The 19,682-nt window shown below is 72.4% G+C and carries 16 protein-coding genes; 8 read left to right on the top strand and 8 right to left on the bottom strand.

Translation table 11 applies throughout. From position 1 onward, the window contains the following. The first annotated feature begins 209 nt into the window (after positions 1-209). Positions 210-1,193: a helix-turn-helix transcriptional regulator gene (locus ACFQZ6_RS28360; RefSeq protein WP_381614415.1), complete on the top strand. Its 984-nt coding sequence runs from the start codon at positions 210-212 to the stop codon at positions 1,191-1,193. Positions 1,194-1,254: 61 nt separating this feature from the next. Continuing rightward, on the top strand, positions 1,255-1,737 hold the full coding sequence (locus ACFQZ6_RS28355) for a DUF456 domain-containing protein (protein ID WP_381614412.1): 483 nt from the start codon (positions 1,255-1,257) through the stop codon (positions 1,735-1,737). 5 nt (positions 1,738-1,742) lie between these two features. Here ACFQZ6_RS28355 and ACFQZ6_RS28350 read toward each other — a convergent pair whose 3' ends face one another. From ACFQZ6_RS28350 to ACFQZ6_RS28315, 8 genes are all read right to left on the bottom strand, one after another. Then, positions 1,743-2,270, bottom strand: coding sequence for a methylated-DNA--[protein]-cysteine S-methyltransferase (locus ACFQZ6_RS28350; RefSeq protein ID WP_381614409.1), 528 nt, complete (start codon positions 2,268-2,270; stop codon positions 1,743-1,745). Continuing rightward, positions 2,261-3,706, bottom strand: coding sequence for a bifunctional transcriptional activator/DNA repair enzyme AdaA (locus ACFQZ6_RS28345; RefSeq protein ID WP_381618703.1), 1,446 nt, complete (start codon positions 3,704-3,706; stop codon positions 2,261-2,263). The genes ACFQZ6_RS28350 and ACFQZ6_RS28345 overlap by 10 nt, the downstream gene beginning before the upstream one ends. Positions 3,707-3,774: 68 nt before the next feature. Further along, positions 3,775-4,875 carry a ribosome small subunit-dependent GTPase A gene (rsgA, locus tag ACFQZ6_RS28340; protein WP_381614406.1) on the bottom strand — a complete coding sequence of 367 codons (1,101 nt, stop codon included), beginning with the start codon at positions 4,873-4,875 and terminating at the stop codon, positions 3,775-3,777. Between the two features lie 281 nt (positions 4,876-5,156). After that, complete coding sequence (locus ACFQZ6_RS28335; protein ID WP_381614403.1) at positions 5,157-5,432, bottom strand: hypothetical protein; 276 nt, start codon at positions 5,430-5,432, stop codon at positions 5,157-5,159. 131 nt (positions 5,433-5,563) lie between these two features. Then, positions 5,564-6,751, bottom strand: a complete 1,188-nt coding sequence (locus ACFQZ6_RS28330; RefSeq protein ID WP_381614400.1) for a helix-turn-helix domain-containing protein — start codon at positions 6,749-6,751, stop codon at positions 5,564-5,566. 73 nt (positions 6,752-6,824) lie between these two features. Further along, the gene (locus ACFQZ6_RS28325; RefSeq protein ID WP_381614397.1) at positions 6,825-7,466 is read right to left on the bottom strand and encodes an HAD family hydrolase; all 642 of its coding nucleotides are present in this window, start codon (positions 7,464-7,466) and stop codon (positions 6,825-6,827) included. Between the two features lie 150 nt (positions 7,467-7,616). Further along, positions 7,617-9,110 (bottom strand): cellulose binding domain-containing protein, encoded by a 1,494-nt coding sequence (locus ACFQZ6_RS28320; RefSeq protein ID WP_381614395.1) that lies wholly within the window; start codon positions 9,108-9,110, stop codon positions 7,617-7,619. A 173-nt stretch (positions 9,111-9,283) separates the two neighbouring features. After that, positions 9,284-10,603 (bottom strand): radical SAM protein, encoded by a 1,320-nt coding sequence (locus tag ACFQZ6_RS28315; protein WP_381614393.1) that lies wholly within the window; start codon positions 10,601-10,603, stop codon positions 9,284-9,286. Between the two features lie 214 nt (positions 10,604-10,817). On the opposite strand from ACFQZ6_RS28315, the gene ACFQZ6_RS28310 reads away from it, so the two are divergent. The 6 genes from ACFQZ6_RS28310 (at position 10,818) to ACFQZ6_RS28285 (ending at position 19,584) form a co-directional block, all read left to right on the top strand. After that, on the top strand, positions 10,818-12,071 hold the full coding sequence (locus ACFQZ6_RS28310; RefSeq protein ID WP_381614390.1) for an FAD-binding protein: 1,254 nt from the start codon (positions 10,818-10,820) through the stop codon (positions 12,069-12,071). A gap of 78 nt (positions 12,072-12,149) precedes the next feature. Beyond that, positions 12,150-13,403, top strand: a complete 1,254-nt coding sequence (locus ACFQZ6_RS28305) for an ROK family transcriptional regulator (protein ID WP_381614388.1) — start codon at positions 12,150-12,152, stop codon at positions 13,401-13,403. 263 nt (positions 13,404-13,666) lie between these two features. Next, a complete protein-coding gene (locus ACFQZ6_RS28300) occupies positions 13,667-14,947 on the top strand; it encodes an ABC transporter substrate-binding protein (protein ID WP_381614385.1) in 1,281 nt (426 codons plus the stop codon). Between the two features lie 27 nt (positions 14,948-14,974). Then, positions 14,975-15,865: a carbohydrate ABC transporter permease gene (locus ACFQZ6_RS28295; protein WP_381614382.1), complete on the top strand. Its 891-nt coding sequence runs from the start codon at positions 14,975-14,977 to the stop codon at positions 15,863-15,865. Then, positions 15,862-16,695, top strand: coding sequence for a carbohydrate ABC transporter permease (locus tag ACFQZ6_RS28290; RefSeq protein ID WP_381614379.1), 834 nt, complete (start codon positions 15,862-15,864; stop codon positions 16,693-16,695). Before ACFQZ6_RS28295 ends, ACFQZ6_RS28290 begins: the two co-directional genes overlap by 4 nt. A gap of 12 nt (positions 16,696-16,707) precedes the next feature. Then, positions 16,708-19,584, top strand: a complete 2,877-nt coding sequence (locus tag ACFQZ6_RS28285) for a glycoside hydrolase family 2 TIM barrel-domain containing protein (RefSeq protein WP_381614376.1) — start codon at positions 16,708-16,710, stop codon at positions 19,582-19,584. Positions 19,585-19,682: the final 98 nt, after the last annotated feature.

Raw genomic sequence — 19,682 nt, 5'->3', positions numbered from 1 at the left:
CGCCCGGCGACGTGGGGTGACCCGGGCCCGGCCCCTGCGCGCCACAACGCGTCACGGACCCGGGTCACGCTCGTGGAGCCCCCGCTGGCACGCGCTGTCCACCCTGGCAGAGCGCGCCTCGCTGCCGTGATGATGTTGCACGGCGGGTTCCCGCCGCGGCAGTTTCCCGCCACCCGGGAACCACGGACCACAGGAGGGACGACGACCTGATGCTGGCGGCGATAGGTCTCGACGGCACCCACGAGACGGCGTACCGCACGCTGGTGGCGGTCGGCGCCGCCGACGTGGCCGATCTGGCGCGGCGGCTGACGCTGGGCGAGCGGGCCACCGAACGCGCGCTGCGCGAGCTGGAGCGGCACGGGCTCGCCGCGCAGTCCTCCACGCGTCCCGGCCGCTGGGTCGCCGCCCCGCCCGCGGTGGCGCTGGGCGCCCTGCTCACCCAGCGGCGGCACGAGCTGGAGCAGGCGGAGCTGGCGGCGGCGCTGCTCGCCGAGGAGTACCGGGCGGCGGCGGCCGAACCGGCGGTGCACGACCTGGTCGAGGTGGTGCTCGGCTCGGCCGCGGTGACGCAGCGGTTCCTCCAGTTGCAGCTCGGCGCGGTCGACGAGGTGTGCGCGCTGGTCACGGGTGACCCGGTCGCCGTCACCGGCATGGAGAACGACGCCGAGGAGCAGGCGGCCGGGCGCGGGGTGCGCTACCGGGTGGTGGTGGAGCGGGCGGTGCTGGACCAGCCGCACGGCGTCACCGAGCTGACGGCGGCGCTCGGCCGGGACGAGGAGGTACGGGTGATCGACCGGGTGCCGACCAAGCTGGTGGTGGCCGACCGTACGACGGCGCTGGTGCCGCTCGGCGCACCGGCCACCGGTCCCGCCGCGCTGGTGGTGCACGCGAGCGGGCTGCTGGAACTGCTGTCGGGCCTGTTCGAGGCGGTGTGGCGGGAGGCGCTGCCGCTGCGCGTCGGCGACCGCGGGGTGCGCGAGCAGGGCCCGGACGCCCCCGACGCCACGGACCTGGAGGTCCTCTCCCTGCTGTTGGCCGGGCTGACCGACGCGAGCGTGGCCAAACAGCTCGACCTGGGCCTGCGGACCGTGCAGCGCCGGGTGAAGCACCTGATGGAGCTGACGGGCGCGACGACCCGACTGCAACTGGGCTGGCACGCCTACGAACGCGGCTGGGTGTCCCGCGACCGGTGACGGGCGAGGCCGGGTGACCGGCCGACCTGCGCGCTCCCGCCCCCTCCTGCACCCTGGGCAGATGGGAGTGTGGGACCTCCTGCTGGCCGGGCTGGTCATCCTGTTCGGCCTGTGCGGAGTGCTGGTGCCCGGTGTGCCAGGGTCGTGGCTGGTGTGGGCCGCGGTGATGTGGTGGGCGCTGAAGGACCCGCGGGCGGTGTCCTGGTTCGTGCTCGTCGGCGCCACGGTCGCGCTGCTGCTGTGCCAGGTGGTGCGCTGGTGCCTGCCGCCCAGACGGCTGCGGATGCGCCGCGCCGACCGTCGGCTGGCGGTCTACGCCGGGTGCGGGGCGCTACTCGGCTTCTTCCTGATCCCCGTACTCGGCGCGATCCCCGGCTTCGTCGGCGGCGTCTACCTCGCCGAACGGCTCCGCCTCGGCCGCCACCGGGAAGCCCGCGCGGCGCTGCGCACGGCGATGCGGTCGGGCGGCTGGAGCGTGCTGGCGGAGCTGTTCACCTGCCTGCTGATCATGGGAGCGTGGCTGGGCGCGGTGCTGTGGGGCTGAGAGGGCTAAGCGCCTGGCGAGGACGGCGAGGACTCAAGGACCCCCTCCAGCCCGAGCAGCCGCCGCTTCCGCTCCAGCCCGCCCGCGTACCCGGTGAGCGTGCCGTCCGCGCCGACCACCCGGTGGCAGGGCCGCAGCACCAGCAGCGGATTGGCGCCGATGGCCCCGCCGACGGCGCGTACGGCGGCCCGGGGCGCCCCGATCCGCGCCGCGATCTCGCCGTACGAGACGGTCGCCCCGTACGGCACCGAGTCCAGGGCGTCCCACACCCGCTCCCGGAACGCGGTCCCGTGCGCGCGCAGCGGCAGCCGGAACTCCTCCAGCTCCCCGGCGAAGTAGGCCCCGAGTTGCTCCTCGGCGTCCCGGAAGAACTCGGGATCATGCCGCCACCCGTCTTCCACCCCGCCCACTTCCCGCCCGCCCTTCTGCCCGCCCATGGACAGCGAGGTCAGCGCGCCATCGGGATCGGCGGTGAGCAGCAGGGGCCCCAGGGGACTGTCCAGCCTGGTCCAGTGCACGGTCGTCACACCCATGTCATCTCCTTCTCCATCACGTTCTCCGTCTCCACCCACCCGGCGACCCGCAGGTGCTGTACGGCGTAGGACCGCCAGGGCCGCCAGGCCCGTCCGGCGTCGGGGACGCCGGTGCCGGGCGGGGCGACGTCGGGGTCGCCGAGCGCGCGGGAGCGGATCACGGCGACGGTACGGGCGTCCAGGCCGGGCAGGCTGAGCAGCGCCGCCTCGGCGTCGTCCCGGTCGGCGCCGGGGTCCAGTCGTACGGTGCCGTCCGCGAGGGCGGCGATGAGCGCGCCGAGGGTGCCGTGCGGCTCGGCCGCGGCGAGGACGGCGGGCTCGGGGAACAGGTGGGTGAGGGTGCCGCAGGGCGCGTCGAGGGCCGTGCCGTACCGCCGTACCAGGCGCTCGGCCTCCGCCCGTCCGGCCGCCACCCGTACCGCCAGCTCGTCCGGGTCGGCGGCGCCGGGGGCGCGGAGTCCGGGGCGGGCGGCGACGAGGGGGGCGAGGCGGGGGTCGGCGGCGAGCCGCTCGTCGACGGCGTACGGGTCGGCGTCGAGGTCGAACAGCCGCCGCAGCCGCTGGACGGCGGTCGTGAGGTCGCGTGGGTCGGTGAGGTGCAGCAGGGCGTCGAGCCAGCCGCCGGGGTGGGCGCCGGAGGACGGCCGCCGGTTGCCGGGGCGTTCGTCGACGGCGGCGATGCCGGTGCCGTAGGGCAGTCGGAGGGTACGGCGGTAGGTGCGGCGGCCTGGTGCGCCGGTCACCTCCTCCACGCCTGGTACGGCCTCGCTGGCCAGCAGGTCGAAGACAGGTCCGGCCTGGTAGGGGCCGCGGTGGGCGAGCCGCAGCGGGATCCCGGCGGTGGGGGTGGCGCGGCGGGCCGCCCGGGCGCCCCTGCCGCCGGGGGCGAGGGCGCGCAGCTCGCTCGGGGTGCGGGCGTACACCTCGCGGATGGTGTCGTTGAACTGCCGGACGCTGGCGAACCCGGACGCGAAGGCGACGTCGGTGACCGGCAGTCCGGTGGTCTGGAGCAGGGTGCGCGCGGTGTGGGCGCGCTGGGCGCGGGCCAGGGCGACCGGTCCGGCGCCCAGCTCGGCGGTGAGCTGCCGCTGTACCTGCCGAGGGCTGTAGCCGAGCCGGGCGGCGAGCCCGGTGACGCCCTCGCGGTCGACGACGCCGTCACCGATCAGCCGCATCGCCCGGCCGACGACGTCGGCGCGCACGTTCCACTCGGCGGACCCGGGCACCGCGTCCGGCCGACACCGCCGACAGGCGCGGAACCCGGAGCCCTGGGCGGCGGCGGCCGTGGCGAAGAAGCGCACGTTCCGCCGCCGCGGGGTGACGGCCGGGCAGCTTGGACGGCAGTAGACCCCGGTGGTGGTCACACCGAAGAAGAAGACGCCGTCAAAGCGCCCGTCGCGGCTGCGCACGGCCTCGTACCTGGTGTCCTCGTCCATCACGCCACCAAGTGTCGACGCCGCGCGCACCCCTCGCTAGCGGAAAACGGACACGGCGCTCAGCACCGTCACCGCCTACGGCCGCCGCCACGCTTGGCCTCCATGGCGGCCCGCCCCTCCGCCATCTTCCGCTTCCAGTCCTTCCTGAGGTCGGCCCGCACCCGGGCGTCGGTCTTGGCGACGATGCGCTGGTTCTCGCGGAGCAGCTTGCGGTAGCTCTCCAGCCGCCGTACCGGAAGGTCACCGGAGTCGATGGCGGCGAGGACGGCGCACCCGGGCTCGGCGTCGTGGGCGCAGTCGTGGAACCGGCAGTCCCGGGCCAGCTCCTCGATCTCGGCGAAGACCTGCCCGACCCCGCTCCCGGCGTCCCACAGGCCGACACCCCGCAGCCCCGGCGTGTCGATGAGCACCCCGCCCCCCGGCAGGGCGAGGAGATTGCGGGTGGTGGTGGTGTGCCGCCCCTTGCCATCCACGTCCCGGGTGGTCTGGACGTCCATGACGTCCTCCCCGAGCAGCGCGTTGGCGAGGGTGGACTTGCCCGCGCCGGACTGCCCGAGCAGCACGGACGTCCCGCCGGAGACCAGGCTGACGAGCACGTCGAGCCCTTCCCCGTGCAGCGCGCTGACGGTGAGCACGGGCACGCCGGGCGCGCTGGTCTCGACGTCCTGGACGAGGTACGCCAGCGTCGTGGGGTCCGGCACGAGGTCGGCCTTGGTCAGCACGACCACGGGCTGCGCCCCGGACTCCCAGGCGAGCGCGAGGAACCGCTCGACGCGGGCGAGGTCCAGCTCGACGGCCAGCGACACGGCGACGACGGCGTGATCGACGTTGGCGGCGAGGATCTGTCCCTCGGACCGCTTGGAGGAGGTGGACCGCACGAACGCGGTACGCCGCGGCAGATAGGCCCGCACGTACCGCGGGCTGCCGCCCTCGGGGTCGAGGACGGCCCAGTCCCCGGTGCACAGCACGCGCAGCGGGTCGTGCGGGGTGACGAACGCGGTGTCGGCACGCAGCACACCGTCGGCGGTGACGACGTCACACTGCCCCCGGTCCACCCGCAGGACCCGCCCGGGAACCAGCCCTTGCGCGTCATACGGGGCGAACTGCCGTGCCCATGCCTCGTCCCAGCCGTAGGGAGCGAGAGCGGAAGAAACAGAAGTGGAAGTCAACGGGTGACCCTTCACATGGGTGACCCCGGCGAAAGCGCGCACACAGGCACGCGAAGAAGGTGGGAGTGTCAGCCGGTGGCCACGGAGGTGGACTTGACGGTCTCACGGAAGCGGGCAGCGCCCATCACAATGACAGCCATCGGTCGACACCTCCTCCTCAGCACGCGGCCAACAACGACGCCCAACAGGTCGCCGCAGGAACAGCCCTCACCTTAGAAGCCCACCGCGTACCCGCGCTACTGCATTTCCGCGTGGAGGCAGCCATGCAGGCAAGAGGGCCGTCACAGCAGTTCCCCTCGGGATCGGGCATTGGCCTTCGACACCTCGGCGCTCAAAGCCTCCGCGCGGGTGGCAGGCCGAAGTCGTCCCGGTTTCGCGTCCCACTCGATACCACCGCCGATGGGGCGCAACTGCACGTACGGATCAATGAAGTCCATCACCTCGCCGATCCTGCGGGCTTCGCTGTCCCATACCGCGTCACCGAGTCTGGGCTTGTAGCTGGCCGGGGTCTGCTCCCCTCGTGTGGGCTCCTGCGGGTAGGTGGCTGCAGCGTTCACGGTGTCCATACTCCCTCGCGGCGTTGACCACGCTCCGGGCATTCCGGTTCCCTCTGCTGGTTCCGGCGTGCGCAACAGATGGTGGAGGCCCGGAAGTGCAACAAGTACCCCAGCTCGGGGTACTTCGGGGTTCACGTTGCGGCACACCACTCGGCGAAGTTGGTGAGACCTTCGGAGTCGGCACGCTTCAGCCGACGCAGTCTTGCCACGTCCTCCCGCACCCACGGGTGCTGGCGGGTGTGCTGAGGGGCGATGCTTCGGGCGACCTTCAGAGACTCGAAAGCGTCATCCGCGAGGCTCGACCATAGCTGAGCGCGGGCGAGCTCGATGTAGAACCCAGAGCGGCGTTCGGCGGGGAGTTCCTTCGGCGGCTTCCACTCCCTGGCGATGGCGAGAGCGCGGCCTACGTGCTCGTCTCCGAGGCTGATTGCGACAGACACCTCATGTGCCTTGACGGAGTCGGGGCCAAAGGCGGTGCCGCAGTACACGTCCTCGGCCACCCGGTTGGCCATGGCACCGGCCTCCCTCAAGTGCGCGCCAGCCGCTACGGCATCGCGTGCCCGACCCGCGATGACTGCGGCCCGCATGTGCAGAGCTCCCTTCATCGCGGCGTGCTCCGGCGTCACGGGCGCGGGAACGGTATCAAGGGCCTGTTCAAGGACACGCAGCCCGGCCGCGTGGGCGCGGGCGGCAAGAAAGGTCTCCGTGCGCACGTAGGCCACGGACGCGGACAGGACTGGATCGTCAGCCTCGGGGACAGCCCATCGCATCAGTTCGATGAGACGCGCGGACAGGTCGTGGGCACCGACCTTGAAGGCGACGGCGTCCGCCGAGCGGTACGCCCGCACCAGCAGGGCAGCGAGTTCAAGCCGCTCTGCGCCGCGAGCCGCGTGGTAGGCGCGGGCCAGTTCCGCGAGGAGTTCAGGCATTCGGCGGGCGATGCGGGTGTACTGGGCTGCCAGCCGCCAGTCGACAGCCTGTTCCACAGCGGCGCGCAGCTCGGGCAGAGGTCGAACCGGCCCGTCGACGGGGGTCTCATACGTAGCGAGCGCGGCGGAGAGCGCGGGTAGTGCCTCATGGACGCGGGTACGAAACGGGGCGCGGTCGGCGGTCAGGTGAGCGGCGTCCACACCGAGGGCCTCCGCGATGGCCTCCAGGGTCGCCTCGGTGGCTCCGCGCTCACCCCGCTCGATCTTGCGGATGGTCCCGAGCGACACGCAGGCCGCGTCGGCGAGTTGTTGTTGGGTCATCCTGGGACGAGCGGCGCTGCGATAGTAGGCGATCCGCCGCCCCACGCCGTCCTCGGCACGTGCGGGCATACAGTCTCCGGTCCGGTGTTGTCCCCACCGAACCGTACCCGTGTCGATACGCCCTGTGCACGGTTCCTCGCGCTCAGCCCCTGACGATCTCGGTGAGGTGAGCGAGGGAGTCGATCCGCCAGTCGGCCACCGCCTCCACCTTCGGATCGTCCGCCCAGAGGTGCCCCCAAGGGCCGCGACGCAGATGCGCCACCCGCAGGCCAGCCGCCTTCGCCGGGAAGATGTCGTTGGCGGGGTGGTCGCCGACGTACAGGGTCCGCTCAGGCGCCGCCCGCGCGATTTCAGTGACCCGGTGGAAGAAGGCCGGGGCTGGCTTCGCGACGCCCCACTCTCCCGAGGTGACGATGAGATCGGCGGGGAGGGCGAGGGCGCGAAGCAGGTCCGCGGCGCCGACCGTCTGATTGCCTGCGATGACGACCCGGATGCCGAGTGCGCGGAGCTGCGTCAGCGCTGGCCGGACATCGTCGTACACGTCGCTCTCGTCGAGGTACTCGCCACGGCCCGCCCGTTCCCTGGCCTCGTACTCCGCGGCCACGTCGATGCCGGGGCGCAGGAGGCGGAGCGCGTCAGCGTTGTCACGTCCTTGAGCGACGACCGCTCCGACGAGCGCGGACAAGGTGTGTCGGGGGACGTTCAGCCACTCGGCCCACGACGCCCAGTAGCGGTCATCCCTGACAATCGTCTCCCCGACATCGAGCACGACGGTCTCAATCATCCTCGGAGACTACGGCTACGAGCCGCGATCAGCGGACCTGGGTGGCGGAGTCGCCGCGCGCCTCGGGGCAACGGGCAGCATCCCCGTGCCCACCGGAATATAGAAGTGCAGTTCTCTTAACTGCACCCCTACATCCCGTAGGGAGCGCGCTCACACCGTCACACACGCCCGCCCGTTCAGCTCGAAGCCGTACGCCGGTGTGTTCGCCCCCTGCCAGGCGGCGATGAAGCCGAGGGAGAGGGTGCCGTCGGCGGGGATCTTGGCGTTGTAGGGGGCGGCGGTGGTGGTGACGTGGGGGCCCTGTTGGACGTAGCCCGCGTCCCACATCTGGGTCACGTGCTGGCCGTCGCGGAAGGTCCAGGTCAGGCGCCAGTCGTCGAGGGCGTGGGCGGTGGTGACGGTGACGGCGGCCTGGAAGCCGTCGGGCCACTGGCCGGTGATGTCGTAGTCGACGCGGCAGGTGGGGGTGGTGGAGGGGGAAGGGGAGGGTTTTGGGGTGGGGGGTGCCGTGGTCTGGGGTTCGGGGTGGGGGTTCCGCGTTGGGGGGGTGGAGGGGTGCGGGGGGTGGTGGGTCTTGGGGGTGGGCGTGGGGGTGGGGGATGGGGGTGCTGTGGTGGGGGTGGGCGTGAAGGAGGGTGGGGACGGGCGGGGGTCGGCTACCGGGCGGCCGTCGCCGGGGTCGGGGGCGTTGTCCTCGCCGGTGGGCAGGAGGGTGACGCCGAGGGCGAGGAGGGAGACCAGGACGGCGGCGACGAGGAGGCCGTTGCGCAGGACGCGGGCCTTCGTCGCGCCGGTGCGTGGGGGCTGCGGGTCGGCCGGGGCGGAGGGCGCGGCGCCGAGGCGGACGTCGGCGGCGCGGCGGCGGCGTTCCAGGTAGGCGAGGCCGCCCCAGCCGATCACGCCACCGGCGAGGGCCGCGGGCAGTCCGCCGCCGTGCAGTCGGAGGCAGGCGGCGGCCTCGGCGCAGCGCACGCAGTGCGTGAGGTGCTGGGAGAGGTCCTCGGGGGTCTCGGGGGCGTCCGTGCCGGGGGCGCGGGTCAGCGCGTCGAGCATCCGGGCGTAGCCACGGCAGGGCGCCGCGAGCTGGCCGTCGAGGTGGTTGCGCAGGCAGCGGTCCCGGAACAGGGCCCGCGCCTCGGCGAGTGCCGCGCCGACCGTCGCGGGGTCGAGGCGGAGTCGGCGGGCCACGACGGCCAGCGGCAGCGACTCGACCTCCGCCAGCCACAGCAGTTCCGCGTCGGCGGGCTGCATGTCGCGCAGGGTGCGCAGGGCGAGCGGGCGGCCGAGGGGCGGGCCGGTGTGGCGGGCGGCGTGCTCGGAGCTGAGCCACAGCCGCAGGTCGGGGTCGAGGCGGTGGCCCTGGCCCTGTTCCTCCCAGGCCGCGGCGGTGCGCCGGACGGCGGTCAGCATCCGTGCTATGCGGGGCAGTTGGGCCGTACGTCGGCTGGTGTCCCGTACGGCGTCGGTGCCGGGGGCCGTCGTACGGGCCGTCTCGCGCATCCCGTCGGCGAACGCCTCCCGGGCCAGCCGGGCGGCCGACTCGGAGCCGCAGGTGCACAGGTCGGCGTAGGACAGGACCGTGTCCCAGCACTCGGAGAACAGCGCTGCCTCGGCGGCGTCCTTGGGGGTCGGCAGGTCGGGCATGGGTCTCCTGCATCCGCATGTGAGGTCAACTCACCAGGGTTACAGGGGAGTTGTGAGGAACCCTCGGGGCAGACACCGAGCCTTTCACGGCTCCCGCACAACTGACAAGCCGCCTCTTCAAACCCACGGGAGGGGGAACCCGGACCGGTCGGTGGCCGGTCCGGGCCCGCGTCTCAGACCTGCACCGGCTCCTGCGCCGGGAGGCTGTCCATGAACGAGCTGACCGAGAACACCGCGCGGCCGGGGCCGGGCGGGCCGTAGCCGGGGGGCGAGGAGAGGCCGAAGTCGTCCATGGTGGCGCGGTACGCCTCCAGCAGGCGGATGTGGTACTCCAGCGGCGCGCCCTGCGGGTTGGCCTTGCCGAGCGGGGTGGTGGGCTCGGGGCACCAGGTGGTGAAGCGGGGCGTGATGCCGTGCGACATGAAGAAGCGCAGGCCCTCGGTGGTGGAGGCGATGGCCTCGTCGACCGTCTTGAAGCCGAAGGGCTCCGCCATCTCCACCCCCGCGACGAAGTTCGGGATCACGTTGCGCGCGCCGAAGACGTCGGCGGAGTCGAGGACGCGGCGGTGCCACTCGTCGCGGCCGACGTAGCGCTCCTTGCCGGGGCAGTACATCTTGAACAGGTACTCGTCCCACACCTCGTAGTTGGGGTGGTAGATCTGCACGCCGTAGTCCTTGAACCGCTGGACGTCGGCGCGGGGCAGGGCCTGGGCGACGACCTTGCCGATCCAGCGGCCGGGGAAGCGCTCCTCGATGGCCTTGGCGTAGTGGCCGTAGAAGTCGGCCTCGTCGCGGCCGGAGACGGTCTTGGTGATGGCGCCGCCGGTGAGGGTGTAGGCGGTGGAGGTGCGGGCGGTGTCGTAGCGGTCGATGATCTCCAGGGCCTCCAGCACCTCCTCGACGTCCTTGACACCGGTGTAGGGGCGTCCGGCGGCCTTGTGCTGGCGCCAGTTGTGGTTGATGTCGCAGTACTGGCACTCCTCCTTGGCGCCGAAGTACTGGCAGACCCGGAAGACCGTGAGGTAGATCAGGTAGCCCCACTGGATCGTCGGGGCGACCTCCATCACCGACTTCCCGTTGGAGAGGGTGTGCCGGTAGTACTCCGGCATCGGGGGCACGCCGACGTCGGCGATGCGCTTGCCGTCGAGGTAGAGGCCGAGGACGCCCTCGTCGTTCGCGGCGACGCGGTACGGCGACGACGGGTTGACGCGGACCGAGACGACCGTGCGGCGCAGGTCGTAGGGGCCGCCGGTGAGGATGATCTCCTCCGGCGGGCGGCGCAGCGCGGCCTCCCCCAGCTCGGGGAGGGTGCCGTGGTCGAAGGAGAAGATGAAGTACGACTTCGGCTTCACCTCCCCGCTCTCGTTGTCGCTGAGCGCGGACGCGTCGAAGGCGACACCGCCGCGGAGCAGGTCCTCCTTGAAGACGGCTTCCCGCGGCACGTGCGGGAAGCGCTCCATCAGATCCTCGACCAGCGCGGTGCGGCTGCCCATCCCGTGATCTCCTCCCTGCGGTGACGTTCGACTCCTCACGGTATGCCCCCGCGCGGCGGAGGTGTGCAGGCGGGTCCCGGAAGCGGGCCGAAGGGCCCTGGACAGTGACGTTCGCAACCCTTCGCGTCGGCGCCGGGCACGGCAGTGGTGTGATGGGCGCCAGCGCACCGCGCCGGAGCGCACCGCGCCGACGTTTCTCCTGGGAGGGCCCCGCATGACCGACACCGTGACCAACTGGGCGGGCAACATCACGTACACCGCGAAGGAGCTGCACCGCCCGCGCTCCGTGGACGCGCTGCGCTCGCTCGTCGCGGACGGGGCGCGGGTGCGGGTGCTGGGCAGCGGGCACTCCTTCAACGAGATCGCCGACCCGGGGGCGGAGGGCGTCCTGCTCTCCCTGGACGCGCTGCCGCCGGTGATCGACGTGGACACGGCGGCGCGTACGGTCCGGGTCGGGGGCGGCGTGCGGTACGCCGAGCTGGCCCGTACCGTGCACGCCCACGGGCTGGCCCTGCCGAACATGGCCTCGCTGCCGCACATCTCGGTGGCCGGTTCGGTGGCGACCGGCACCCATGGCTCGGGGGTGGGCAACGGTCCGCTGTCGGCCGCGGTGCGGGCGGTGGAGCTGGTCACCGGCGACGGTACGACGGTGACGGTCACGCGCGAGGAGGAACGCTTCGGCGGCGCGGTCACCGCGCTCGGCGCGCTCGGCGTGGTGACGGCGCTCACCCTGGACCTGGAGCCCGCCTACGAGGTGGCGCAGCACGTCTTCACCGAGCTGCCGCTCGCCGGGCTCGACCAGGCGGCGTTCGAGACGGTGATGTCGGCGGCGTACAGCGTGAGCCTGTTCACGGACTGGCGGGCGCCGGGCTTCCGGCAGGTGTGGCTGAAGCGGCGGACGGACCAGCCGCTGGCGGACTTCCCGTTCGCCGCCCCGGCGACGGAGAAGATGCACCCGGTGCCGGGGATGCCCGCCGTGAACTGCACCGAGCAGTTCGGGGTGCCGGGGCCCTGGCACGAGCGGCTGCCGCACTTCCGGGCGGAGTTCACGCCGAGCAGCGGGGCGGAGCTGCAGTCGGAGTACCTGCTGCCGCGCCGGTACGCCGTCGAGATGCTGGCCGCGGTCGACGGGATACGGGACGTCGTCGCGCCCGTGCTCCAGACCTGCGAGATCCGCACCGTCGCCGCCGACGACCAGTGGCTGAGCCCGGCGTACGGGCGGGACACCGTGGCGGCGCACTTCACCTGGGTCGAGGACACCGCCGCCGTGCTGCCGGTGGTACGGCGGCTTGAGGCGGCGCTCAGCCCGTTCGAGCCCCGCCCGCACTGGGGGAAGGTGTTCACCACTCCGGCGGCGGTGCTCGGCGAGCGGTATCCGCGGCTCGGTGACTTCCGGGCACTGGCGGCCGAGCTGGACCCGTCCGGGACCTTCGCCAACGCCTTCGTGCGGGGCGTGCTCGGCGGGTGACCGCAGGAGGGCCGTACTTGCCACACCCCTTTCCACATCCCTTGTAGAAAGGGGTTGCGGGACCCTAGCCTCCCCAGCGTGCGCACATCACGGGACATCCGCACCGCCAACCGCTACGGCGTGCTCCGGCAGATCATCGCCTCCTCCCCCACCTCCCGGCAGGAGCTGGCCGCCGCCACCGGACTGAGCCTCGCCACGGTCGCCACGCTCGTCGGTGAGCTGCTGGACCTGGGGATGATCACCGAGGTCGGCTTCGAGGAGTCGGCGGGCGGGCGCCCCCGGGACCTGGTCGCCGTCCACGCCTCCGGTGGCGCGCTGGTCGGCGTGGACATCGCGGAGACGTACGTCCACGTCGAGCTGTTCGACCTGGCGCTGAACGTGCTCGCGCGCGCCGAGGAGGACGTCCGGCCCGGCGAGAACCGCCCCGAGCGGCTCGTCGGGCACGTCGCCGCCGCCGTCGGCTCGGTGGTCGCGCAGGCCGGGTCCGGGGCGGCCCGGGTGCTCGGCGTCGGGGTGAGTATGCCGGGGCAGGTGGACCGCGGCACCGGCGTCTCCGAGTACGCCCCGAACTGGGACCACTGGCACGACGTACCCCTGCGCGACCTGCTCGCCGAGCACATCGCCTATCCGCTGCACCTGGACAACCCGCTGCGGGCCTGCGCGGTGGCCGAGCTGTGGTTCGGGGCGGCGCGCGGGCGCACGGACGCCGTGGTGGTCAACCTCGGCACCGGGGTGGGCGCCGGGCTGGTGCTGGGCGGCGGGGTGCACCGCGGGGTGAGCAACAGCGCGGGCGAGTGGGGGCACACCACCCTCGTGCTCGACGGACGGCCCTGCCACTGCGGCAACCACGGCTGCGTGGAGACATACGTCGGGGCGCCCGGCATCATGCGGCACCTGCGGGAGCTGAGCCCGGGCAGCGCCCTGCTGCACCCCGACGACCAGACCGCCACCGTCAACGCGCTGGCGCGCGGGGTGGCGGCGGGCGATCCGGTGGCCGTGCAGGTGGTCCGGGACACCGCCCGCTATCTCGCCGCGGGGATCGCGGACCTGGTCAACCTGCTCAACCCGGAGGTGGTCGTGCTCAGTAGCTGGGTCGCGGCGACCCTCGGGGAACCGCTGCTCGCGGGGGTGCGGGAGGCGGTGGCCCGGCACGCGCTGCGGCGTCCGCTGACCGCCACCGAGATCGTGCTGTCCCCGATCCCCACCGACCCGGTCTGTCTGGGCGCGGCGACGTTCGCGCTGGAGGGCGCGCTGGGGTCGGCCGGGCAGCGGACCGCCGCCGTACGCCGTCCCGGCGCGCCCGCGCGGAGCCGTACCGCGCCGCCTGAGTAGCGTCGGCCATCGAGCCGTACCGCGCGCCGCCCACCTAGCGTCGGCCGCCGCGCCGTACCGCGCCGCCGCCTGACCGTCGCGCGTCCGGCATCCCGAACGCGGTGCCCCCGTTTCACGCGGGCTTCGTCCAACCCCTTGCCGAAGTGTTAGCGGAAGGTTAGCGTCCCGCACCGCAAGCCGAACTGAGCCACCGGGTCACTGAGTCACCTGGCGCCGAGCCGCCCAGCCGCAGCCGCAGCCGCACTCAAGACAAGGACGTCACCATGTCGGCACCGAGCAACCGAGCACTGACCACCAGAGACTGGAACCGCCGCTCCGTACTGCGGGCCGCCCTCGGCCTGACCGCCGCCGGGTCGCTGGCGGCGTGCGGGGGCGACAACGGCCGGGGCGGCGGCTCCGGTTCGGGCACCCGCCTGACGCAGTACTTCCACGCGTACGGCGAGGCGGGCACCGAGCAGGCCGTCAAGCGGTACGCGAAGGCGTACGACGGGGCGGACGTGTCCACGCAGTGGATCACCGGCACCAACTTCGAGAGCAAGCTGTTCTCCGCGCTGCTCACCGAGAACGCCCCGGACGTCTTCGAGTTCCACCCGCAGATACAGCTCGTGAAGAGCGGTCAGGTGGCCGATCTGACCGAGCTGGTGGAGCCGGTGAAGGACGACTTCAACCCGGCGGACATCGCCTCGCACACCATCGACGGCAAGATCTGGGGCGTCCGCATGATCGACGACCCGCAGTTCTTCTACTACCGCAAGTCCCTCCTCGCGGACGCGGGCGTCGAGCCCCCGGCCACCCTGGACGAGCTGGTGGAGGCGGCGGCCAAGCTCACCACCGACAAGGTCAGGGGCGTCTTCCTCGGCAACTCGGTGACACCGGTGATGAACCCCCTGATCTGGTCGACGGGCGCGGACACCCTCACCGACGGCAACGAGATCGCGTACCACACGGACGCGGTCGCACAGGGGCTGACCAAGCTGCGGTCGATGTTCGCGGACGGGCACCTGCTGCTGGACGCGCCCGCCGACTGGTGGGACCCGTCGGCGCTCACCCAGGGCCTGGTCGCCATGCAGTGGTGCGGGATGTGGGCGATGCCGGTGATCGAGGAGGCGCTCGGCGACGACGTCGGCATCATCCCCTTCCCCGCCTCGGCGGACGGCGGGCGGCCCGCGGTGGTCAACGGCGGCTGGTCGATGTTCGTCAACGCTAAGTCCGACCACCTGGACGAGGCGAAGGAGTACGTCAAGTGGCTGTGGATCGACCAGAAGGAGCACCAGGAGGACTGGGCGCTCTCCTACGGCTTCCACATCCCGCCGCGCACCTCGCTGGCGGAGTCCGCGGAGAAGCTGAGGACGGGGCTGGCGGCCGAGGGCGTACGGCTGTTCAACGAGTTCGGGCACTTCGACAACCCGGCGTGGACGCAGGCGATGATCGTCGCCCTGGAGGGCGTGGTCGCCGACGCGGTCCGCAAGGGCGGCGACCCGGAGGCGGCGCTCGACAAGGCGGACCGGACGGTCGGCCGCGAGCTGAAGAAGCTGTTCGGCTAGGCCGCGGCGGACGGACGGACTGACGCCGTGATCCGTGGCCGTACCCTCTCCTTCTGGCTGTTCACCGGCCCCTTCCTGATCGGGCTGGTGGTCTTCGTCTACGTGCCGATCGGCTGGAGCGCGTACCTGTCGTTCTTCGAGGCGCGGTACACCGTCACACCCAACACGTTCGTCGGTTTCGACAACTACCGGTACATGCTGACGAACGACCGGTTCACCGACGCGCTGGTCACGTTCACCGTGTTCGCTGCGATCGTCGTGCCCGTCACCTGGGCGCTGTCGCTGGGCCTGGCGCTGCTGGTGAACCGGATCCGCTTCATGCGGGCGTTCTTCCGGTCGGTGTTCTTCCTGCCGACGGCGGTCAGCTTCGTCGCCGCGTCGCTGATCTGGAAGATGTCGGTGTTCAGCGGCGTCCGCTTCGGGCTGGCGAACACCGTGCTCGGCTGGTTCGGCGTCGGGAACGTCGCCTGGCTGGCCGACCCCAACCCGCCCTGGTACTGGCTGGTCATCGTCACCGTGCGGCTGTGGCTCCAGTCCGGCTTCTACATGATCCTGTTCCTCGCCGCGCTCCAGAACATCCCGCGCGAGCTGTACGAGGCCGCCGCGATCGACGGCGCGAAGCCCGGCTGGCAGACCTTCCGCCACGTCACGCTGCCGCAGTTGCGGGCCACCTCCACGGCGGTGGTCCTGCTGCTCCTGATCGCGGCGTACCAGGCGTTCGACGAGTTCTTCAACCTGCTCGCCAAGACCACCTGGGGCCGCCCGCCGCTGGTCGAGCTGTACTACACCGCGCTGGGCGAGAACCAGGACTACGGCGCGGGCAGCGCGGGCGCGATGATCCTGACCGTGCTGATCTGCGCCGTCACCCTGCTCCAGGGCAGGGTCATGGGCTTCGGGAGGGGTGAGGAGACCAAGTGAGCGCCCGACGAGCGACGACCCACACCGGCCTGTACATCGGCGCGGGCATCGCCGCGTTCCTCTTCCTCGTCCCCTTCTACCTGATCGTCCGCAACGCCCTGTCCACGGACGCCGAGATCACCGGCGAGGAGTGGCGGTTCCTCCCCACGGACATCCAGTGGGGCAACGTCACCGAACTGTTCGACGACCCGACGGTGCCGTTCGCCCGGTCGCTGTGGAACTCGACGGTCGTCGGTGTGCTGCACACGCTCGGCACGCTGCTGGTGTGCTCCCTCGCCGGGTACGGGCTGGCCCGCATCCCCTACCGGCACGCCAACAAGGTCTTCTACGCCGTCCTGGTGACCCTGATGGTGCCGACCGCGGTCACCTTCGTGCCCAGCTTCGTGCTGGTGTCGTCCCTCGGCTGGGTGTCCAGTCTGCGCGGACTGGTCGTCCCGGGCCTGTTCAGCGGTTTCACCTGCTTCCTGTTCCGGCAGTACTTCCTGGGGTTCCCCAAGGAGCTGGAGGAGGCGGCGCGCGTGGACGGACTCGGCTACTGGGGCGCGTACTGGCGTGTCGTCGTGCCGAACTCGCTGAACTTCTTCGCCGCCATCGCCACCATCACCTTCATCAGCGGCTGGAACGCCTTCCTGTGGCCCCTGGTCATCGGACAGGACGAACAGGCGTGGACGGTGCAGGTGGCGCTCTCCTCCTACATGACCAACCAGACCGTCAACTTCCACCTGATCTTCATGGCCACCGCCATTTCCATCCTGCCCCTGGTGTTCGTGTTCCTCTTCCTCCAGCGCTGGCTGGTCCAGGGCATCGCACAGACCGGCATCAAGGGCTGACCGAGGAGACCGATGTACCCACGCACCACCGCCACCACCACCGACTACGTCGAGGACGTCAGCCCCGGCACGGGCACCCTGCCGCCCCGTGCCTGGTACCGCGCCTCCGACGCGAAGTCCCTCTTGCTCAACGGCGACTGGCGCTTCCGCCTCTCCCCGACGGCCGACGCCGAGGACGACGCGTTCGCAGCCCCCGGGTACGACGCCGGGGGGTGGGCGGAGGTGACCGTGCCCGGCCACTGGGTGCTCCAGGGCGACGACGGCGCCTTCGGCTCGCCCGTCTACACCAACCACCTCTACCCGTTCCCGGTGGACCCGCCGCACGTCCCCACCGAGAACCCGACCGGGGACCACCTGCGCCACTTCGACCTGCCCGCCGACTGGCCCGCCGACGGGGACGCGGTGCTGCGCTTCGACGGCGTGGAGTCCTGCGCCCGGGTGTGGCTGAACGGCACGGAGGTCGGCACGTTCAAGGGGTCGCGGCTGCCGCACGAGTTCGCGGTGGGCGCCCTGCTCAGGCCGACCGGGAACGTCCTCGCGGTCCGCGTCCACCAGTGGTCGGCGGGCTCGTACCTGGAGGACCAGGACCAGTGGTGGCTGCCGGGCATCTTCCGCGACGTCACCCTGCTGCACCGGCCCGAAAGGGCCGCCGGGGACTTCTTCGTGCACGCCGCCTACGACCACCGCACCGGCGAGGGCACCCTGCGCGTCGACTCCGAGGTCCCCGGCCGGGTCACCGTGCCCGGCCTCGGCCTCGACCTCGCCACCGGCGAGACGGCGACCGTCCCGGTCGAGCCGTGGACCGCCGAGACGCCGACGCTGTACGACGCCGTCCTGGCCACCCCGGGCGAACGGGTGCCGCTGCGCGTCGGCTTCCGCACCGTCGCCGTCGAGGACGGCCTGCTCAAGGTCAACGGCCGACCGCTGCTCTTCCGGGGCGTCAACCGGCACGAGTGGCACCCGGAGCGCGGACGCGCCCTGGACCTGGAGACCATGCGCCAGGACGTGCTGCTGATGAAGCGGCACAACGTCAACGCGGTCCGCACCTCGCACTACCCGCCGCACCCGGCCTTCCTCGACCTGTGCGACGAGTACGGCCTGTGGGTGATCGACGAGTGCGACCTGGAGACCCACGGCTTCGTCGAGCACGACTGGCGGGACAACCCCGTCGACGACGACCGCTGGACCCCCGCCCTCCTGGACCGCGCCGCCCGCATGGTGGAACGGGACAAGAACCACCCGTCGGTGGTCATGTGGTCCCTCGGCAACGAGGCGGGCACCGGGCGCGGGCTGACCGCGATGGCCGAGTGGATCCACGCCCGGGACACCTCCCGGCTTGTCCACTACGAGGGCGACGCCACCTGCCGCGACACCGACGTGTACTCGCGGATGTACCCCTTCCACGAGGAGACCGAGCTGATCGGCCGCGGCCTGGACGGCGGCACCCACAAGCGCCGCGGACTGCCGCTGATCCTGTGCGAGTACGGCCACGCCATGGGCAACGGGCCCGGCGGACTGGCCGACTACCAGCGGCTGTTCGAGCGGTACGACCGTCTCCAGGGCGGCTTCGTCTGGGAGTGGATCGACCACGGCGTCCGCCACCCGGGGCTCGGCTACGCCTACGGCGGTGACTTCGGGGAGGAGCTGCACGACGGCAACTTCGTCTGCGACGGACTGCTGTTCCCGGACCGCACCCCGTCACCGGGCCTGCTGGAGTACCGGAAGGTCATCGAGCCGGTCCGCATCGAGGGCGGCGGCGACGGCAGCGTCCGCGTCACCAACGGCCATGACTTCGCGGACCTGTCCGCGCTGGCCTTCACCTGGTCGTACGAGGTGGACGGCGAGACGGCGGCGACGGGCACTCTCGCCCTCCCGCCGCTCGCGCCCGGCGAGTCGGCGGAGGTGAAGCTGCCGGAGCCGCCCGACGCCCCCGCCGGGCGGGAGACCCTGTGGACGGTCCGCGCCGTCCTGGCCGAGGACACCCCCTGGGCGCCCAAGGACCACGTGGTGGCGTGGACCCAGCTCCCCCGCACCCCGCACCCGGCCCCCACCCTCACGCCCACCGCCCGCCCCGCACCCGCCGCCGACGACCGTATCCACCTCGGCCCGGCCACCTTCGACGCCCGCACCGGCGCCCTGCTGACCCTCTCCGGCACCGAGCTGACCGGCCCGCGCCTGGACGTCTGGCGGGCCCCCACCGACAACGACGAGGGCGCCCCCTGGCAGCCGGACGCCCGCTACGGCACCCTGTGGCGGGAACTCGGCCTGCACCGGATGCGGCACCGGCTGGACGGCGTACGGCTGACGGACGACGCGCTGACGGTCCACACCCGCGTCGCCCCCGCCGCCGCGGACGTCGGCCTTCGCACCACCTACCGCTGGGAGGCGGACGGCGAGCGGCTGCGCCTGACGGTCGCCGTCACCCCGGAGGGCCACTGGACGCTGCCCCTGCCACGGCTCGGCGTCCGGCTGGCGCTGCCCGAGGTCGACCGGGTGCGCTGGTACGGCGGCGGGCCGGGCGAGGCGTACCCCGACACCAGGTCCGCGTCCCGGCTGTCCCGCTGGGAGTCCTCGGTGGACGGCCTCCAGACCCCCTACGTCCGCCCCCAGGAGAACGGCGCCCGCGCCGACGTCCGCTGGGTGGAACTGGGCGGCCTGCGGATCGAGGGCGACCCGGCGTTCTGGTTCACGGCCCGCCGCTGGACGACGGAACACCTGGACGCCGCCGCCCACCTGACCGACCTCGCCCCGGGTGACCGGGTCTGGGTCAACCTGGACCACGCCCAGCACGGCATCGGCTCCCAGTCCTGCGGACCGGGCGTCCTGCCCCGCTATGAACTGCGCGCCGCACCGGCCGAGTTCTCGTTCGTGTTCGCGCGGCGCGGCTGACCGCCGGTGATCGCGCCCCGCGCCCGACACCCCGGATCGGCGCTCTGATAACCTCACCGCCACCTGCCGTACACGGGCCGTTCCGGCCCTCGCGTCAC

The sequence above is a fragment of the Streptomyces flavalbus genome, from assembly GCF_042674625.1.
Taxonomy (GTDB): Bacteria; Actinomycetota; Actinomycetes; order Streptomycetales; family Streptomycetaceae; genus Streptomyces; species Streptomyces flavalbus.
The sequence above is the reverse complement of the archived record's forward strand: the minus strand, read 5'-3'. Positions and strand labels throughout refer to the sequence as shown.